This window comes from Streptosporangium sp. NBC_01639, from assembly GCF_045209755.1.
Lineage (GTDB): Bacteria > Actinomycetota > Actinomycetes > Streptosporangiales > Streptosporangiaceae > Streptosporangium.
Genome location: NZ_CP109272.1, coordinates 99,368 through 117,540 on the forward strand (window position 1 = coordinate 99,368; position 18,173 = coordinate 117,540).

16 protein-coding genes are annotated in these 18,173 nt (G+C 68.9%); 4 read left to right on the forward strand and 12 right to left on the reverse strand.

Annotation, left to right across the window (positions count from 1 at the left end; translation table 11 throughout):
• Positions 1-74 precede the first annotated feature (74 nt).
• A complete protein-coding gene (locus OHA77_RS00495) occupies positions 75-1,490 on the reverse strand; it encodes an MFS transporter (RefSeq protein ID WP_406315235.1) in 1,416 nt (471 codons plus the stop codon).
• Complete coding sequence (locus tag OHA77_RS00500; protein ID WP_406315237.1) at positions 1,487-2,086, reverse strand: TetR/AcrR family transcriptional regulator; 600 nt, start codon at positions 2,084-2,086, stop codon at positions 1,487-1,489. Before OHA77_RS00500 ends, OHA77_RS00495 begins: the two co-directional genes overlap by 4 nt.
• Before the next feature lie 91 nt (positions 2,087-2,177).
• On the opposite strand from OHA77_RS00500, the gene OHA77_RS00505 reads away from it, so the two are divergent.
• The gene (locus OHA77_RS00505) at positions 2,178-2,498 is read left to right on the forward strand and encodes a hypothetical protein (protein WP_406315239.1); all 321 of its coding nucleotides are present in this window, start codon (positions 2,178-2,180) and stop codon (positions 2,496-2,498) included.
• A 46-nt stretch (positions 2,499-2,544) separates the two neighbouring features.
• Here the strand turns inward: OHA77_RS00505 and OHA77_RS00510 are convergent, their stop codons facing one another.
• A complete protein-coding gene (locus tag OHA77_RS00510) occupies positions 2,545-3,078 on the reverse strand; it encodes a TetR/AcrR family transcriptional regulator (RefSeq protein ID WP_406315240.1) in 534 nt (177 codons plus the stop codon).
• A gap of 203 nt (positions 3,079-3,281) precedes the next feature.
• Between OHA77_RS00510 and OHA77_RS00515 the strand changes: the two genes are divergently transcribed.
• Positions 3,282-4,307 carry a hypothetical protein gene (locus OHA77_RS00515; protein ID WP_406315242.1) on the forward strand — a complete coding sequence of 342 codons (1,026 nt, stop codon included), beginning with the start codon at positions 3,282-3,284 and terminating at the stop codon, positions 4,305-4,307.
• Between the two features lie 760 nt (positions 4,308-5,067).
• Positions 5,068-5,511, forward strand: a complete 444-nt coding sequence (locus tag OHA77_RS00520; protein ID WP_326822643.1) for a hypothetical protein — start codon at positions 5,068-5,070, stop codon at positions 5,509-5,511.
• Positions 5,512-5,628: 117 nt separating this feature from the next.
• Here the strand turns inward: OHA77_RS00520 and OHA77_RS00525 are convergent, their stop codons facing one another.
• The 6 genes from OHA77_RS00525 to OHA77_RS00550 all read right to left on the reverse strand — a co-directional run bounded on the left by OHA77_RS00525 (position 5,629) and on the right by OHA77_RS00550 (position 12,970).
• A complete protein-coding gene (locus OHA77_RS00525; protein WP_406315244.1) occupies positions 5,629-6,192 on the reverse strand; it encodes a carboxymuconolactone decarboxylase family protein in 564 nt (187 codons plus the stop codon).
• Entirely contained in the window at positions 6,189-6,800 is a 612-nt protein-coding gene (locus OHA77_RS00530; protein WP_406315245.1) for a TetR/AcrR family transcriptional regulator, read from the reverse strand. Before OHA77_RS00530 ends, OHA77_RS00525 begins: the two co-directional genes overlap by 4 nt.
• A 77-nt stretch (positions 6,801-6,877) precedes the next feature.
• Positions 6,878-9,970 carry a BTAD domain-containing putative transcriptional regulator gene (locus OHA77_RS00535; protein ID WP_406315247.1) on the reverse strand — a complete coding sequence of 1,031 codons (3,093 nt, stop codon included), beginning with the start codon at positions 9,968-9,970 and terminating at the stop codon, positions 6,878-6,880.
• Between the two features lie 263 nt (positions 9,971-10,233).
• A complete protein-coding gene (locus OHA77_RS00540; protein ID WP_406315248.1) occupies positions 10,234-10,434 on the reverse strand; it encodes a ferredoxin in 201 nt (66 codons plus the stop codon).
• Between the two features lie 43 nt (positions 10,435-10,477).
• Complete coding sequence (locus OHA77_RS00545) at positions 10,478-11,689, reverse strand: cytochrome P450 (RefSeq protein WP_406315250.1); 1,212 nt, start codon at positions 11,687-11,689, stop codon at positions 10,478-10,480.
• Between the two features lie 87 nt (positions 11,690-11,776).
• Complete coding sequence (locus OHA77_RS00550; protein WP_406315252.1) at positions 11,777-12,970, reverse strand: NAD(P)/FAD-dependent oxidoreductase; 1,194 nt, start codon at positions 12,968-12,970, stop codon at positions 11,777-11,779.
• A 187-nt stretch (positions 12,971-13,157) separates the two neighbouring features.
• Between OHA77_RS00550 and OHA77_RS00555 the strand changes: the two genes are divergently transcribed.
• Positions 13,158-13,751 (forward strand): TetR/AcrR family transcriptional regulator, encoded by a 594-nt coding sequence (locus OHA77_RS00555; RefSeq protein WP_326822636.1) that lies wholly within the window; start codon positions 13,158-13,160, stop codon positions 13,749-13,751.
• Positions 13,752-14,019: 268 nt separating this feature from the next.
• On the opposite strand, the gene OHA77_RS00560 is transcribed toward OHA77_RS00555, so the two are convergent.
• The 3 genes from OHA77_RS00560 to OHA77_RS00570 all read right to left on the reverse strand — a co-directional run bounded on the left by OHA77_RS00560 (position 14,020) and on the right by OHA77_RS00570 (position 18,069).
• Positions 14,020-15,483 carry an RICIN domain-containing protein gene (locus OHA77_RS00560; RefSeq protein ID WP_406315254.1) on the reverse strand — a complete coding sequence of 488 codons (1,464 nt, stop codon included), beginning with the start codon at positions 15,481-15,483 and terminating at the stop codon, positions 14,020-14,022.
• A gap of 40 nt (positions 15,484-15,523) precedes the next feature.
• Positions 15,524-16,942, reverse strand: coding sequence for a pectinesterase family protein (locus OHA77_RS00565; protein WP_406315256.1), 1,419 nt, complete (start codon positions 16,940-16,942; stop codon positions 15,524-15,526).
• 113 nt (positions 16,943-17,055) lie between these two features.
• Complete coding sequence (locus OHA77_RS00570; RefSeq protein ID WP_406315258.1) at positions 17,056-18,069, reverse strand: LacI family DNA-binding transcriptional regulator; 1,014 nt, start codon at positions 18,067-18,069, stop codon at positions 17,056-17,058.
• Positions 18,070-18,173: the final 104 nt, after the last annotated feature.

The window sequence follows — 18,173 nt, forward strand, 5'->3', positions numbered from 1 at the left end:
TCACGATGATGCGGGTGGTCGACGGAGCCGGCGGACCCGGCTGGTCGGAGTCTGAGGTCCGCGTCGCGTGCTGGTCAGCCGACGGCGTGGACGTCGTGATCGGCTGGGTCGGCCGTGCCGCCTTTCGCGCGGCGGGCTGGATGCGGGGGCAGCAGTGACGCCGGCAGCAGGGCGAGAGAGGCGAGTCCGGCGAGGATCATCAGGGTGGGGCCCATCGCCGGAGAACCGGCGGCCGACGAGCTCAGCGGCATCATGCCGGCGGCGACGGCGATACCGAAGGTCGGGCCGACGTTCGTGGCGGTCTGCTTGAGCCCCCCGATGACCCCGGCGTACCCGGGCGGCGCCTCACCGACGACGGTCCCGGTGGCGGTGACCATCACTGTGGCGAACCCCGCACCGAGTACGGCGAAGGCCGCGCCGGTGACCATCCACGTGCTGGTGGGACCGAGCTGGGACAGACCCGCGATGCCAAGGACGACGAGAACGGTACCGGCGACCGCGGTGCGGCGCGGGCCGTACCGGCGCAGCGCGGCGCTCGCGGCGGGCGCACCGAGGACCATGAGCGCGGTCAGCGGGAGTGCCCGCAGCCCGCTGGCGAGCGGGTCGAGTCCGAGTACGTCCTGGAAGAAGAACGTGGCCACGAACAGCGCACCGAACATACCGCCGGTGGTGACCAGCAGGATCGCCATCGATGCCGCCACCGGTACCGACCGCGCCACGACCGGCGGCACGATCGGGTGCGCGGTACGGCGTTCGTGCCCGACGAGGACCGCCGCGACGCCCACGACGGCGACGAGCCCGAGCAGTGTCGGGGCGGCGATCCACCCGTTCACCGATACGCCGACTAGAGTGTGCACCAAGAGCGCGAGCGCGGTCGCGAGCAGGGCCGCGCCGGTGAGGTCGAGCCGCTGGGATCCGGTACGCGGAGGCGCCGGCGCCCGTACGGCGAGGGTGACTGCGGCGATCGCGACCGCGATCGGGATGTTGACCACGAACATGGCACGCCAGCCCAGGTGCGCGACGAGGACACCCCCGAGTACCGGGCCGGCCGCCGCGGCCACTCCGATCGCGCTGGTACGGATGGCCACCGGCGTACCGAGCCGGTCCGCCGGGTACGCCAGCCTCAGCAGCGCGAGTGTCGCCGGCTGGAGGAGCGCACCGAACAGGCCCTGTACGGCGCGCAGGCCGATCACCCACCCGACGCCGGGCGCGAGCGCGATGCCGGCCGAGGAGAGCGCGAAGCCGAGCACACCGACGAACAGCAGCCGCGGGTGCCCGTACCGGTCGCCGAGGCGCCCGGCGATGACGAGCAGCGCGGCCACCGCGAGCAGGTAACTGGTACTTGTCCACTGGACCTGCGCCACGCTCGCGCCGAACTCGCGTTGCAGGCTGGGCTGCGCCACGATCAGTACTGTGCCGTCCAGTGCGACGATCATCGCACCGGCCACGCTGACCAGGAGTGCGAGGCGCGGCCGTACGGTTGCGGTCATGAGTTCGCCGCGCCGAGATGAGCGTCCAGGGCCGCCGCGACGAGCCGGTCGAGATCGTCGCCACCGGGTGCTCCGCCCGGTGGCGGGGCGCCGAGGGCGAGTTGCAGGCTGCCCCAGGACCAGAGTTGGGCGACGCCGTGCAGGTTCGACCAGAGGGCTGCGGCCGTCACGGCTGCCGGCGGCCCGGCCTCGTTCGGCGCGCCGGGCCGGTGCGCGGCGTCCTGCTCCGTTCGGTACCGGACGACGAGCCCGACGATGAGCTGGAACAACGGGAGAGTCGACTCCCGGAGCCTCGGCTGGTCCGATGCGTGCTTCTCGCTGTCGAGCAGGTCGTGCCGGAACATCAGCTCGAACATGCCGCGGTGCTCCAGCGCGTAACCGACGTACGCCCGTCCGATCTCCTGCAACTGACCGCGCGGCGACGTCGTGCCGCCGGTCGCGGCCGCGAACCGGGCTCCGAGGTCCGCGAAACCGCGTCGGGCGATCGCGGAGAGCAGGGCGTGATGAGTGGGGAAGTACCGGCGCGGAGCCCCGTGTGAAACCCCCGCCCGGCGGGCGATCTCACGCAGCCCCAGCGAGGCGGTTCCATCGGTCATCACAAGTTCCACGCCGACGTCGATCAGCCGTTCCCTAAGGGAGCTCTCCGGTTCCATAGACAGTGTCTACCAAATGTCGTAGACACTGTCTATGGCAACGTTGAGCGATGAGCGGCGGTCGCTGCCGCCGGGTCTGGTCCTGGCGGAGCCGCCGATGACGCTCGGCGGAGTCGAGGCCGTCTCGGCCAACGAGTACGACGCGGTGAACAGCCGCCGGCTCACCTCGTTCACCTTCCGCCGGGGTACGCAGGAGCATCGCGGGACGTCGGTGCAGTACGTCTACACCGCGGCGGAGGCCGTCCGGCTGGTCACCGCGGCCGGGTTCACCGGCGTCGAGCTGTACGGCGACATCGACGGCACACCGTTCCGGTTCGGCGGCCCCCGGCTGCTCCTGATGGCGCGGCGGCCGTAGGCCACCGGCCGGAGATCCGGGAACGGTTCCGGGCGCCGGCGGAAGATCAGCTTTTGGCCGGATCGCGTCGCCGTACCAAAGGCAGGTACACCTCGTCGACGATCTCGACAAGGACATCGTCGGGTGCGGTAGGGACCCCGCGCACCACGAATTCATTGCGCAGCAGGACGATGGCCACGGTGGCGACCCGTGGATGGAGCGCTTCGGGGGCAGCTTCACCGCGTGCGACCGCGCGCCCCAGGATGGTCAGCCAGGGGGCGACCACGGCGTCGCTGGAACGTTCTTGCAGCTGCGCCAGGAGTTCCGACGCGCCGCCGGCCGCAGCGAACAGTTCGCGCAGGATCGCGCCGAGGGGGGAGCTCCAGTGGCGGTTCGCCTGGCGTAGCACCTCAAGGACATCGCCGCGCAGACTGCCGGTGTCGGGTGGTCGGACCGCCGTGACCAGTTGCCGATAGGCGGCGATGCCGAGCGTGAGGCGGTTCGGCCAGCGGCGGTAGATGGCGTTCTTGTTGGTGCCGGCACGGGTGGCGACCTTGTCCATGGTCAACCCGGCGTATCCGGATTCGGTGAGTTCGTCCACCGCAGCGCGCAGGATCGCCTCCTCCAGGGCGGCTCCGCGTCGCCGCGTCTGCCCGGCACCTGACTGTCCCCTCGACTCCCCTACCATGGCCCCTTCCCGAAATCGATACCGACCGTACCCTCCAATTCTGGTTGTCATCCCTAGCCCCCGGCAACTAGGGTACGGCGAGTACCGTAAATATTTCCGCTGGAAAAAGGCGCGACATGCGAGCCAAAGGCATCAGCTACGACACCGGCTTCGTCTACAACGGAGCGATCGGCCACAAGTTCTTCGACTCGGAGGTGGTCGAGCGCGAGCTGCGCGTCATCCGTGATGACCTGCACTGCACCGCGGTCCGCGTCATGGGTGGCGATCCGGAACGGATGGAGCTCGCGGCGGCGCACGCCGCCGACCTCGGCCTCGAGGTCTGGTTCTCTCCCTATCCTCTTGAACTGACCACCGACGAGATGCTGTCGTTGTTCGCCGACTGCGCCGTGCGCGCGGAGCGGCTCAGGCAGCAGGGAGCCGAGGTCGTGTTCGTCACCGGCGCCGAGCTCAGCTTGATGAACAAGGGATTCCTGCCCGGAGACAGCACCGACGAGCGGGTCGAGTTGCTGAGGCAGCCCCATCATCTGCGCGAACATATCGGTGAGGTCGGCACACGCGTCAACGACTTCCTCGGCAGGGCCGTGGCTCTCGTCCGAGAGCACTTCGGCGGCAAGGTGACCTACGCCTCCGTACCGCTCGAGCGCGTCGACTGGACGCCCTTCGACATCATGTCCATGGATCTCTACCGGTCGGCTGAGATCGCCGACCGCTTCGCCGAAGGCGTCCACGACCTCGTCGCGCAGGGAAAGCCGGTCGCGATCACCGAGTTCGGCGCGGCCGGCTACCACGGTGCCGGCGACAGGGGCGCTCAGGGCCTGGAGATCGTCGAGTACGACAAGGACACCCGTGCCCCTGTTCGGTTGAACGGTGAGTACGCCCGCGACGAGGCCGGTCAGGCCGCGTATCTGCGCGAGCTGCTGGAGGCCTTCGACGCCGGCGGCGTCGACAGCACCTTCGTGTTCACCTTCGCGCTGTACGACCACCTGCACCGCCCCGACGGCGACCCCCGCGAAGACCTGGACCTGGCCAGCTACGGGATCGTCAAGGTCTACGAGGACCGCCACGGAGCCACCTACCCCGACATGCGATGGGAACCCAAAGCCGCATTCGCCGCCCTCGCCGACTACCACCGGGAGCACTGAGACAGCCAGAGCGGTCCTGAGCGGGTCGTGGTTCTCGGCGCCCACCCGGCGGCCCGGCTGTCGGGCCCCATGGTGGGGCCTGGGCACTTCCCGCCCACCGCCGAGGCTCCCAAGCCCGGCCTCGCCCCCTTGCGCACCCTTTGCGGCGCCCCCGGTTCAGGCTGCCTCCTCCTTCCGCCCCACCGCCACGACGGTGAAACGACGGCGGCTCTCACCTCTGATATGGACGAAACAGCGTCCCGGCACGTTTCCCAGCGGCACCCGATCAGGGCTCCGGCCTACGGCGTACTCCTTTCTCGCTTACTCGGTCCAGACGCTTGCCAATGGCTTCCAAGTCGTCGGCCTCATGGCTGCAAGTCGGCTCCTCATCATTCACAAGAGGCGGCCGCCAGTCTTGGTCGCAGATCGAAACCCGAAAAGGGGAAGCCTCGGAGGCGCGGTGCCGGCCTCCATGGCAACCCTCATCTGCTGCAGCGGCCTTTCAACGCACGCAGCCGATACGAGGGATGAGATCAGCGCGCCACCAGCCGCACAAGCCGCACCCGGTGTTTTCCGGAAAGGCGTGGACCACCGGCGCACCCGCTCTTCACGACACCGAACGATGCCAGAAAGGAACCCGAAAGACGTGAACATGTACAAGAGGGCTCTGCCCGCTGCGATGGCAGCCGCCGCTTCAGCCGTCCTGACCCTGGTACCCGGAACTCCTGCGTCCGCTGCCACGGCAAGTACGGTCGAAGTCCAACTCCAGACCACGTCGACCGTGAAAGAGTCGAGTGGCGCCTGGTTCGCCTGTCCTGCCGACCAGGTGATGACCGGCCGCAAGCATTCCGGGGACGAGAACGGCTACACGACGTATTACTGCAGCCGGATCCTCATCAACGGCGAGCAGGCCACCGTGGAGCCCCGAAGCTGGGTTTCCGCTGGAAAGGAGAGCAGTTCGCTCTTCGAAACCGGTGAGAACGAGATCATCATCGGCAGGCAGCACAAGGGGGACGAGAACGGCTACACGAACTACCAGTACGGTGCGCTGTTCTGGCAGGGGAGGCAGCTGCGCGTCCTCGCCCGGATCTGGAGCTCGAACATGAAGGAGAGCAACCACTCCGCCTCGGTGAGTCCCTACCATGTCATGACCGGCCGGTCGCACTCCGGGGACGAGAACGGCTACACGAAGTACCAGTACGCTGCGGTCACGACTGACAGCTGAGGAATCCGGACCTGAGCGCCCGGCTGAGCCTCGGCGTCGCCGCCCAATCGGGCTGAGCTGTTCGACGTGGCCCACGGGGACCCGGCCGGGTCCCCGTGGGCTCCAGAGGCGAGTTCGTCAGAGAGCCGTCTGCTCGCGAGTCCACTCCTGGTCCTGCCAGGCCGGATCCAGCGGCGTGTGGGCGATGTGGTTGGTGTAGTTCGACAGAGTCTTCATGCCGACGCCGAGCACGATGTCGAGCACATGGCGGCGGGTGTAGCCGGCGGCGAGGAACGCCTCGACGTCAGCGTCGTCGAGCCAGCCGCGCTGGGCGACCATCGTCTGGGTGAGGTGGCGGGCCGCCTCCAGCGCCGCGTCCTGCAGCGGCTTGCCGGCGCGCAGATCCTCGACCACCTCGGCCGGGACGCGGGCGCGCAGGGCCAGGGTGGAGTGGGCGGCTACGCAGTACTCGCAGCCGTTCTCGACGCTGATTGTGATCCACACGACGTGCTTGGCCGGACCGGGCAGGGAGGACTTGCCGAACTGCTCGGCCAGAGCGTTGTAGCCGGCCAGCAGTTCGGGCGATTCGGCCATCACCCCGTTGAGCGTGGTCACGAATCCCATGCGCTTCTTGGCCGCCTCCAGTATCGGACGCGCCGCTTCGGGAGCGTCGCCCTCGTCGTAGACATGGAAATGAGTCATCGTCTCTCCTCGGTGGTGGTGATCTCGGTGAAACCGTCCAGGACGGCGCGCACACCGGCCAGCAGTCCGGCTGCTTCGGCTCCGGCCCGCGAGCGCAGGTTGACTCCGTAGGCGAGCAGCGCGAGCGTCTCGGCACCCGCCGCCACGTCCTGACCCGGGCGCAGCTGACCGTGCTCACGCGCTGATTCCAACGCGGCGTGCAGTGCCGCCTGCAGCGCCTCATGATGATCGTCCAGCACCTGCCGGATCTGGGGTGACTCCCGGCCGCTCGTGGCGTGGGTGTTGGTGACCAGACAACCCCAACGGGCGTGCTCGCCCGTGCAGCGTGCGGCCACCAGCCGCTCGAAGAAGGCGGCGACGGCGGGCACACCTCGGGTGTCGGCGGCCAGCGCGTCGAATACCGGCCGCGACTGCCGGTCCAGATAACGGCGCAGTACGGCCACCTGCAACGTGCCCTTGCCGCCGAAGGTCCCGTACAGACTGGACCGGCTGAGCCCGGTGACCTCGACGACATCGGCGATGCCCGGGGTATCGGCCCCACGCTCCCAGAACAGGCGCACCACCTGGTCCAGCGCCGCCTCGGGGTCGAAGTGCTTGATGTCCGCCATCTTGCCAACCACCTATCTTGGAACGACCATTCCAAGATAGGACCATGCAGCCATCAAGAGCAACCCGCTAAGGACGTTCATAAGGACTGAGCGGAACGTTGTTCCCACACCCGGCCGATCTCCGCCACTATGGCCAGTGCGATGCCCTCCTGGAGGTGGTAGCTCGTCGGGCGGGCCAGCTCCAGCGCTTCATCGGCGAGAGAGAGCGCCAGGTCGCGCCGGCCTGTACCGAGGTGCGCGCGGGCGAGCCCGAGCAGGGCCCTGACTCGCATGTAGCGCATGCCCGCCTCCGTCGCGAGTTCGAGGGCCCGTTGATGCACGTTAACCGCCTCGCGGTAGCGTCCGCCCAGCGTACGGACGGTGCCGAGGACGTTTGCGGCGTTGCACAGGGCATAGACATGATGGGTGCTTTCGGCCAGGTCGTACGCCGTGATCGCGTGCTCGAGGGCAGGGCCGAGACGGCCCGCGTCGCGGTGGATCTCCGCCAAGGTGGCGAGGCTTTTAGCCTCAGGCACAGGCAGGCCGCTTGCGCGATCGTGTGCGAGCGCCTCGGCGGCCAGGGCCAGGGCCTCGTCGAAGTGCCCGAGGAGGCGCCGGACGGTCGCGAGCTCGTTCAACGAGAAGCTCAGAGGGCTGTCGCGTAGCGTCCGGTGCAGTGCCACGGCACTGCGCAGGTGTCGCTCTGCCTCGCCGAGGGCACCGAGTTCGAGGTAGATGACACCCAGATTACTCAGGGCGCTCGTCTCGCCGTAGACATTGCCGATGTCGCGGTTGATCTGCAGGGCGACGTTGAGATGGTCGATGGCAGGCTGAAGCTCGCCCTGATCGTGGCAGGCGGCGGCGGCGTTGTTATGGGCGGCGGAGGCGCCTTGAGGCCATCCAGCCCGTTCACTGTAGCGCGCGGCAGCGGCGTAGGCGGCGCGTGCCTGACCGTAGTCGGAGCGTAACTGAGCGGCGGCACCGGTGCAGAGCTGTGCCGCCGCCAGGCCGGACAACTCGCCCTCAGCCGTGGCGGCGCGCAGGGCCGCCTCGGCGACAGCGACGCAGTCGGCGATGTCGATGTGCTGGAACAGATGGCCGCGCAGGGCATCGGCGATCAGCCACGCGTGGTGCCGCGGCCCGCGCTCAGCCGCATGGACCGCAGTCGCGACCAGGTTCGCACGCTCGTCCTGCAACCAGTGCACAGCCACGCTACGCCAGTCCGGCGAGCCATCGACGTGCTCGTCCGGCGCCTGTGCAGCGGGCCGCCGACTAACCGCTTCGATGGCCGGCAGCCGGGTGATCGATGGATAGGCGATCTCGGCTGCCCAGGCGGCTTTGGCCAGATACCAGACGCCGAGGCGTTCGGCGGCCTCACGACGGCTCGCCAGGTCGTCTTCCTGCCGGGCGAGTTCTTCGGCGTACTGGCGCAGCAGGTCGTGAAAGGCGTAGCGGCGCGGCTGGTGTTCTGTGAGAAGGTGAGCGTCGGCGAGCCGGTCCAGCAACCGCTCAGCGTGCGTCACGTCGATGTCGGCCAGGACCGCGGCGGCCGGGGCCGTGACGTCTGGACCCGGGACCAGGCCGAGCAGCCGGAACAACTGCTGGGCGGGGGGCGGTAGCCGCGCATAGGACAGGTTGAACGCGGCGCGCACCGCCAAGTCGCCGTCGATCTGGAGTACGTCCAGCCGCCTGGCAGCCAGAGCCGTGCCGTAGTCGGCCAGGGACCAGTGCGGATGGGTGGCCAGGGTGGCGGCGGCCACGCGCAGGGCAAGCGGCAGGCGGGCGCAGAGCCGGACGATCTCCTCCGCCGCTCGCTGCTCGGCCGCCAGGCGCTCAGTGCCGATCACCGATCCCAGCAGTTTCAGGCTTTCGGCTTGATCAAGCATGCTCAAGGAGAGCCGCCGGACGCCATGGGAGGCTGCTAGCCCGGCGAGCGTGTCCCGGCTGGTGACCAGGGTGAGGCAGCCCGGAGCACCCGGTAACAGCGGTCGTATTTGACCGGCTGTGTGGGCGTTGTCGAGCAGTACGAGTATTCGCCTGCCCGACAGGTATGACCGGTACAGGCCCGCGGCCGTCTCCTCATCGCCGGGGATCTGCTCGGCTGGCACGCCCAGCGACCTCAACATCCGGGTGAGCGCCTCTAGCGGCGCCATCGGCGGATGCAGCGAGTGCCCCCGCAGGTCAATGTAGAGCTGCCCGTCTGGGAATTCGTCGGCCATCTGGTGGCCAAAACGTACGGCGAGGGCCGTCTTGCCCACCCCGGCCGCCCCGGTAACGGCCGTCACGGTGGCCATGGTTGAGCTGTCGGGAACGGCGCAGCGCTGCAACGCGGCCAGATCGTGCTCACGCCCTACGAAGCCCATGACGTCGGGCGGCAGCTCGGCGGGAGCCGGAGCCTGCCGCGCCTGCTGCTCTGGCGGGACGTTCAGGCCGGGATCCTCGGTGAGGATATCCGCCTCGATCTGGCGCAGTTCCGGCCCCGGGTCGAGTCCGAGTTCCTCGGCCAGCAGGATCCGTCCGGTGCGGTATATCTCCAGTGCGTCTGAGCGCCGCCCCGACCGGTAGAGGGCCAGCATGAGCAGCCCGCGCAGGTGTTCCCGTAGTGGCTGCTCGGCGAGTATCGCCGCCAACTCGCCGACCAGGTTACGGTGCCGGCCCAGCGCCAACTCCAGTTCGGCCCGCTCTTCGAGGGCGACCAGCCGCAGCTCCTCCCACCGGCTCACGGAGATTTCCACCTCCGGCAGCTCCAGATCGGCGAGCACCGGACCTCGCCACCACGCCAGTGCCCGGCTCAGAAGGTCGCTCGCCTCAGCCGGTCGTCCTTCCCTCGTCGCCCGCCGGGCTCGCTCGATGTCTTGTTCTGCTCGCTGGGCGTCAATGAGGCCGCCCCGCAGCCGGTAGCCGGAACCCACGGTCTCGATGAGCTGCGGCTCGGCGCCGGCCTCCCGCAGCGCGCGGCGTACCGTAGTTATCGCGGTCATCACCTGGTTGCGCACGGTGGACGGCGGGTCGGCGCCCCAGACCTCAGCCAGGCGATCGATGGTGATCATCTGCTCGTGGTGCACCACGAGCATGGCCAGGACCGCCCGGGCGCGCTGCCCGCTCAGCCGCACCGCCCGCCCGTCCATCACGACCTCGAACGGGCCCAGGATTCTGAACTCCACCTCGCGAGCCCCCATGGTGATCACCATATCGGCTTCGCCCACGCGATCGGCGCCGATCGGCCGGCATGGTTATAGGGCCCGCAATCCACCCCCATCCACGGCGAGCATCGTTCCCGTCAGGTGCGAGGCCGCTGGCGAGAGCATGAAGGCGGCCACCCGGCCGAACTCCTCGGATTCCTCATACCCGTCCTTCTCACGCTCACTGTCACCGCGCTGGTGGCGGCCGTCGCTCGACCAGGTGGCCGGCCATCGCAGGGCCGGCCATCACCGGGGCCGAGCGCGCCTCACGCTCACGCCTCCTCGCTCACCTCGATGGCGGCGGCGGGGCAGACGGCGGCGGCCTCGCGGACCAGGGTGTGCTGGTCCGCGCCGGGCTCGGGCTCAAGCAGGATGACGATGCCGTCATCCTCGCGCTGGTCGAACACCTCCGGAGCGATCAGCACGCACTGACCGGCACCGCAGCATTTGTCCTCGTCCACGATGACTTTCATATCGGGTTCCTCTCTTCTGTTCGTCGGATTCGGCGGCGGCGGGTCACCAGCGGACCGGGACCGTGCGCAGACCGCCGACGGCCAGCCCCTCCACCCGTTCCAGTTCCTCCACCGGGACGGCCAGCTCCAGAGACGGCAGCTTGCGCAGCAGCACCTCGAGCACGACCTGCAGCTCGGTGCGGGCCAGCGCCTGGCCCAGGCAGGAGTGGGCGCCGGCGCCGAAGGACAGATGCGGGTTCGGGCTGCGGCTCAGGTCCATCTCCGCGGCGGCCTCGAAGGCGCTCTCGTCACGGTTGGCCGCGGCCATGCTGCACACCACCGTGGTGCCGCGGGGCAGAATCGTGCCGCTGACCTCGGTCTCCTCTGGCAGGTAGCGCGGCAGGCCGAAACCGGAGTTGGCGTCGAGCCGCAGCGCCTCCTCCACCGTCGTGCGGATCAGCGACGGGTCGGCCAGCAGCCGCTCCCACCGGCTGCGGTCGGCCAGCAGCATGGAGACCATCTTGCCGATCATGTTGGCGGTGGTCTCGTGCCCGGCCACCAGCAGCGCGATGCCGGTGACCATGATCTGGATGTCGGACAGCCCGCCGTCCTCGGGACCGCCGACCGCGATCAGCTCACTCAGCAGGTCCTCGCCCCGCTCGGCGCGCTTGGCGGCGACGTGACCGGACATGTACTCGAAGAACTCGGCCTGGGCGGCGTCGCTCTCGGCCTTGCTGTAGCGGGTGAGGTTGAGCAGGGTGTCGGACCAGTAGGAGAACCGGTCCCGGTCGGCGGCCGGCACGCCGAGCATGTCGCAGATGACGTACACCGGCAGCGGGAAGCCCAGGCCCGCCTTCAGGTCACCGGGTGCGCCGCGCTTGACCATGTCGTCGATGAGCCGCTCGGCGATCTCCGCCATCGCGGGCCGCAGTGCGGCCATCCGCTTGGCGGTGAACCACTTGCCGACCAGACGCCGCCAGTGCTGGTGCTCCTCGCCTCCGTCCGGGATGATCTGTGCCATGTCGCTGCTGAACACCCCTCCCCCGTCCGCCGACAGCCGGGCCGCGTCGGGTGCGGTGAGCTGGCGGGTGAAGCGCGGGTCGGCGAGCACCTGCTTGACGTCCTCGTAGCGGGTCAGCAGCGTCGCCTGGTCACCGCTGGGCAGTTTCACGTGCGCCACCGGGCACGTGCTGCGCAGCTCGGCCCACTCGGCGGCCGGCTCCAGCGCCGCGTCGTTGGGGATCGGGTAGTTCAGGACCTGCTCGTTGACACTCATTCGGCATCTCCTTTTAGGTGGATGGTCGCTCGCCTGCGAGCAGGCGGCTGTCCGGCTCGTGTCGCGTGCCGGCGCCGCTCGCCGCTGTCACGCGGGGGTGAGGGGGTGGGTGGGCTGCCGGCTGCCGAGGGCCTGTTGCCGCAGGAGGCGGGCCTGCTTGGCCATGTTCCAGCCGATCACACCGGTGACCTGGCCGTTTTCGCGGTAGAGGGCGGCGAAGCGGTGTTGTGCCGGGTCGCCTTCGGCGATGGTCACCTCGGCCGCCGGCGACGGCAGGCCGTGGGCCTGAATCTTGACGTCGTACTGGTCGGTCCAGAAGTAGGGGATCGGCGTGTACGGGCGATCGGCGCCCAGGATGTTCGCCGCCACCACCTGTGCCTGTTCGGTGGCGTTGGTGCGGTTCTCCAGACGCAGCCGCCGGCCGAGCCCCTCGTGATCCCAGGAGGCCACGTCCCCGACGGCGTAGACGCCCTCGGCGGCGCGGCAGCGCGAGTCGCACTCCACCCCGTCACCCACGGTCAGCCCGCTGTCCTGCAGCCAGCCGGTCGCCGGGCGGGAACCGATGGCCACCACGACCGCGTCTGCGGACAGCAACTCGCCGCTGGCCAGCCGCACCCCCGTGACCCGTCCGTCGGCACCCGTCAGCCCCTCGACGGTGACGCCGAGCCGCAGCCGGACTCCGCGCTCGGCGTGCGTCTGGGCGAGCATCTCGCCGATCACGTCACCGACTTGGTCGCCCAGGAGGGTGCGCCCCATTCCGGCGAGGGTGACGTCCAGGCCCATGGTGCGGGCGGTGGCGGCGATCTCGGCGCCCAGCACTCCCTCGCCCACGACCACGAGCCGCTCGGCGGCGGTCAGATGAGTACGCAAGGTGAGCGCGTCGTCCAGGGTGCGCAACACGTGCACGCCGGCCAGCCCGTCCTGGCCGGGAAGCCGGCGGGGGGCCAGGCCGGTGGCGACGACCAGGGCATCACCACGCAGCACACGGCCCGAGGCGGTGGTGACGGCACGCGCCGCAGCGTCCAGCGCGACGGCGGGCTCGCCCAGCACGAACTCCGCGTGCAGCCCATCCAGCTGCGCCTCGTTGCGGAGCTGGGTGCGGGACGGCTCCCAGGCACCGGCCAGGACCTGCTTCGACAGCGGTGGCCGGTCATAGGGAAGATGGGGTCCGGCGTCCAGCAGCGTCAGGCCGCCCTGGTAACCGTGCCGCCGCAGCGCCTCCGCCGTACTCAGACCGGCAGCCGACGCACCGACGATCAGGATGCTCCCGAGCGAGGTCACGAGGCATCGCTCGGGTGGAGGGCAGCGGCCCGGCGTACACGTATCGGCATATCACGTGATCCTTTCGGTCGTCCCGTGCCTTCAGGCTACCCTACACGTGTAGGGAAACCTACATATGTCGGTAAATGGTAAACTGAGGGATGTGGCCACGATGAGAGACAGCACCGCTTCCTCCGGTGATCGGCGCGTGCGACGCACTCACGCCGCCCTGGCCCGCGTGCTGATCCAGCTCGTCGAGGAGCAGGACCTGTCCCGGATCAGCGTCGCCGACGTCGCCGACCGCGCCGGAGTGAGCCGCTCGACCTTCTATGACCACTACCGGGACGTTCACGAGCTGGCCGAGGCCGCCTGCACCGCGATGATCGACGACTTGATCGAGACTGTGCCCTCCCCCGGCCCCGACGCGGCGGACCCCGCGCAGAACGCGACCCAGTCGCTGGAGGCGTTCTTCGCCAGCCTCGCCGAGCACGCCGGGCTCTACCGCGCCCTGCTGGGGCCGCAGGGCAGCGCACGCGTCGCCGACCACATCCGCCGCCGTAGCTCCGCGGCCGTCTATAACCGCATACGCCAGATCACCGACGGCGGCGACCTCTCGGACCGCATCGAACCGTCGCCGGACATCCCGCACAACGTTCCGGCCGCGTTCACCGCCGGAGCGCTCATCGGCGTGGCCGCCGACTGGCTCCAGCGCGGATGCCCGCGCTCCCCGGCCGAGATGGCCGCCCTGACCCAGCCGCTCTTCAGCGCGCTCTACCGCGTCGACGCCGACATGCCCACCTGAGGTCCACGCCACCTCGGATCTCGCCGTTCCTCCCGGCGGTGTCCCGGCTCGGGCAGGCTCAGGTCCTCCCCTCACACGCCGTTGGAATCCGCCGGCCGCCCGTGGTCCCGTGACACGTGTCACAGACGTTCCGACGGTCGATACCCGGCCGCCAATCGTCGAGGTCGCCGGGCCGGAGCCGGCCCGGCGACCTCGACGGTGCTATGTGATCAGAACCCTGAGCTCATGACCCGGTCCGGCACGGTGACCGAAAGGTCTGTCGGCGACGTCAGGTGCCGATGTTGGCCTGGGGCCCCGAGTACCTCCTGAGGAGGGACGGCACGTCGGCGGCCGGGTCGAGGGTGTAGGAGTAGAACGAACTCGGGTTGAAGGCCGAGCCGTTGGTGCTCTGGTTGCCGGTGCAGTTGACCACAATGCTGCCGCTCTGCCGGAGCTGCGCGGTGGAGTCGGGATAGAAGGGGTCTTTGACGGTGTCGTAGTAGCTGTTCTCGATCGCCATCTTGGTGGCGCCGCGCGAGTAGTTGCCGTACGAGGCGATGTTCTGCAGGTAGTTGTTGTAGAGGTGCGCGTAGGCGACGTTGTCGGTGCTGGGGTTGCGCTGGTTGGTGTCGTGGATCCAGTTGTGGTGGATCGTCATGCGGGCTGTGACGTTGTCGGTCCAGCCGATACCGAAGGACTTGTTGTTCTCCGACAGGACGTTCCAGGACACGGTGAGGTAGCTGGTGTCCTTGCGGCTGTCGATCAGGCCGTCGTTCATCCGGGTGATGGTGTTGTGGTCGATCCAGACGTGGTGGGCGGTGTCCATCTGGATGCCGTCGTAGTCATAGGTCTTGTCGTCGGGATCGTCGTCGGCCATGCGGGTGTCGCGGATGGTCAGGTTGCGGATGATGACGTTGCTCACGCCGGCGCCGAGGAAGAAGCCGCCGTTGACGATGTGGCCCTTGGTGCCGACGCCGAGGATGGTCTTGTTGGAGGCGACCTTGATCTCGGTACCGTACGGCGTGACGGTGATCGCACCGCCGACCTTGATGACGTAGGGGGCGCCGGCGGTGGCGTACTTGACCAGATCGGCATAGGTGGTGACGGTGACAGTGGCGCCGACCGCGCCGCCGGTGGTGGTCGTCAGACCGTCGCCGCTGGTGGCGGCGAAACCGTCGGCGGTGTTCGACCAGGTTCTGCCGCTGCCGGAACCCGGGGCGAACAGCCATTGCTTGTTGGTGTTGGCCGTGCAGGTCTCCTGGATGATCGCGGCGCCGGAGGTGGTGGAGGCGCCCTGATCGCTCATGCACAGGCCGCTGGCCACATTGACGATCTGGTAGGTGCCGCTGCCGGATGCGGTCAGGCGCCACTGCTGGTTGGGCTTGGTGCCGTCGCCGCATCCCCACTGCTGCAGCCGCACGCCGGAGGTCGTGGAGCCGCTGGGGACGTCGACGCAGCGTCCGCTGTTGACGTTGACCAGGTTGTAGACGCCCGACCCGGCGGAGACGACGGTGAACTGCTGCCAGGCATCGGCCGTGCAGCCCCACTGCTGCAACACCGCGCCGTTGTCCTTCGAGCCGCCCACCACATCCAGGCACATGCCGCTCTTGGTCACCTTGAGCTGGTAGACGCCACCGGCCACGGGCGTGGCCGCCTGCGCGGGAGAGATCGCGACCCCGAACGAGGTCAGCACGGCGAGGACGGCGAAGACGGCCACCCGGGCGGCACGAGCGCGGACGTTCAAGACACGCATGGTTGTCCTTCCGAAGCGGAGAGCACGGGGATGAAGCGGGTCAGCCAACGGGGTTCCAGCCGTCGGACCCGGCCAGATACTTCTGCGGGGTGTAGTTCGGAGCTTGCGCGTCGGCGAGCTGCGGCCGGTTGGAGTTCGTCCCGGCTCCTGCCCCGGTGTTCTTGTACTCGAAGAAGCGGGCGTTCTTCCAGGAGTTGGCGGACATGTCAGTCCACGGCTGGGCGGTGTTGATCAGGGAGCCCAGCGTGGACTCCCGGTAGAGCACCTGGGCGTTGGGGTACCAGGGGCGACCCAGGCTGGTGCTGCCTGTCGCGGACGCTCCGGAAATCCTGGACTTGTAGAACAGGAAGCCGTAGGTTTTCGCGGCGTCCGTGCTCGCGGCGGTGATCGGACCGCCGGTGCTGCGCTTTTCGTAGATGTCGCAGTTGTCGAAGACGATGGTGCCGCCGCCGAAGATGAAGTCGACGGTGCCCTCCACGTACGAGTTCGACAGGTAGGCCCGGGTCGAGTTGTTGACCAGGAACGTGTCCTGGTCACCGAGCAGGCGCACGTTGGTCAGCCGGGCCCGGTCCGCGGTCAGGTTGAGCGCCACCGCCTGGTGGCCGCTGACGGCCGGATCCTCGTTGAAGTCGTTGGAGATCGTCAGGTTGGTGGCGACGAAGTCATGGCCGTCGACGAACGCGGTCGCACTGCCGGACGTCCCGTATTCGCCCGCATAGTGGTTGTTAACGATAACAGTCTGATTCGCCGAAGAACCGAGCCCCTGGAGGGTGACATAGGGCTTGTTGCTGGGAATCCGCACGATCTCCCGATACGTTCCGGGCGCGATGGTGATCGTCACCCGGCTCGCGTTTCCGGCCGGCACGGCGTCGATGGCGGCCTGCACGGTCCGGTACGTGCCGGAGCCGTCCGCCGCCACCGTGGCCTTACCGCTCGACACGGGGTTGAAGGCCCACTGCTTGTTGGTGTTGGCCGTACAGGTCTCCTGGATGATCGCGGCGCCGGAGGTGGTGGAGGCGCCCTGATCACTCATGCACAGCCCGGTGGCGGCGCTGACGACCTGGTACGTTCCGCTGCCCGAGGCGACGAACCGCCACTGCTGGTTGGACTTGGTGCCGTCACCGCACCCCCACTGCTGCAGCCGCAGTCCACTGGTGGCCGCCCCATCCGGCACATCGAGGCACCGGCCGCTGTTCACGTTGCGGATCGTGTAGGCCCCCGACCCGGCGGAGACGACGGTGAACTGCTGCCAGGCATCGGCCGTGCAGCCCCACTGCTGCAACAGCGCGCCGTTGTCCTTCGAACCGCCCACCACATCCAGGCACATGCCGCTCTTGGTCACCTTGAGCTGGTAGACGCCACCGGCCACGGGCACGTCGGCCGCCTGCGCGGCTGGCGCCGGTGCTCCCCAGGCGATCACCGTCGCCACGAGCAGGCCGATGCCTGCGAGTTTACGCACGAACATTTCGCGTGCTCCCTTCCTTCTGACCATCGAGGAAGAAGCACGCCCAATAGGTTTGTCAACTCAACAAACTAAGTCGAGCCAAAAACCAGAGGTCGCGGCTGAAACTTTCAGGCGGGAGCGGTGCTGGACCGTACGACGAGAGCGGTCTGCACCTCCGCCCTCGCCGGAGGCTCGTCTGAGAGCAGCGCGGCAAGCGCGGCTCGGCCCAGTTCGGGCCAGGGCTGGCGTACGGTCGTCAGTCCAGGCGTGGCGTATCCCGCCGCCAGCGAGTCGTCGAAACCGACCACGCTCACGTCATCCGGCACATGCAGACCGTGCTCGGCCAGCGCCTGATAAACGCCGAGCGCCATGGCGTCGGAGCAGGCGAACACGGCGGTCGGCGGCTCGGGCAGATCGACGAGCATCGCTCTGGTGACCTGGAGGGCGCTGTCCATCTGGAAGTAACCGCACAGCTCCCATCGGGGGTCGATCGGCAGCCCGGCCGCGGCCATGGCCTGGCGGTAGCCGGCCAGCCGCTCCGCGGCGCAGGGCACGCCGGGGCGGCCGGTCACGATGGCGATGCGCTCATGCCGCAGGCCGATGAGGTGTTCGGTGGCGGCCCATGCGCCGGCCAGGTTGGCGGAGACGACCACGGACAGCCCGGGCGGCGGCTTGCGCGGCGGCTCGACGATCACCGCGGGGATGCCGTGGTCGGCCAGCCAGGCCCGCTGTACGGCGGTCGGCAAGGTGCGCACGAGCAGCACTCCCGCGCTGTCGCGGGCGCTGATCCGGTCCAGCCAGGCGGGCGGTGGCTGGCCGTTCTTGGTGCGGCCGACCACGGTCGAGACGACCAGGTCCACGCCCAGCCGCCAGGCCGCGTCCTCCATGCCTTCGAGGATCGCCAGCGCATACGCCGAGCTCAGCCCCTGTAACACGACGTCGACCACGCTGCCCTTGGCCGGCTTGAGGCGGTGCCGGGGATAGCCGTGCCGCTCCAGCACTTCGACGATCAGCCGCCGGGTGTGCGCGGAGACGCCGGGTCTGCCGTTGAGCGTCTTGGACACGGTCGCCACCGAGACCCCCACCTCGCGGGCGATCACCGCCAGTTTGGGCAGTGACGTGGGCAGATCCTCGATGGTCATCGTCCCACTGTCCTCCGTCACGCCGGTGAGAGGCCAGGCTGCCATCGCGAAAATTTCCAGATTACGGCGTTTTACCTGCTAGTGGCTTCCGAGGCGTTCGCCTG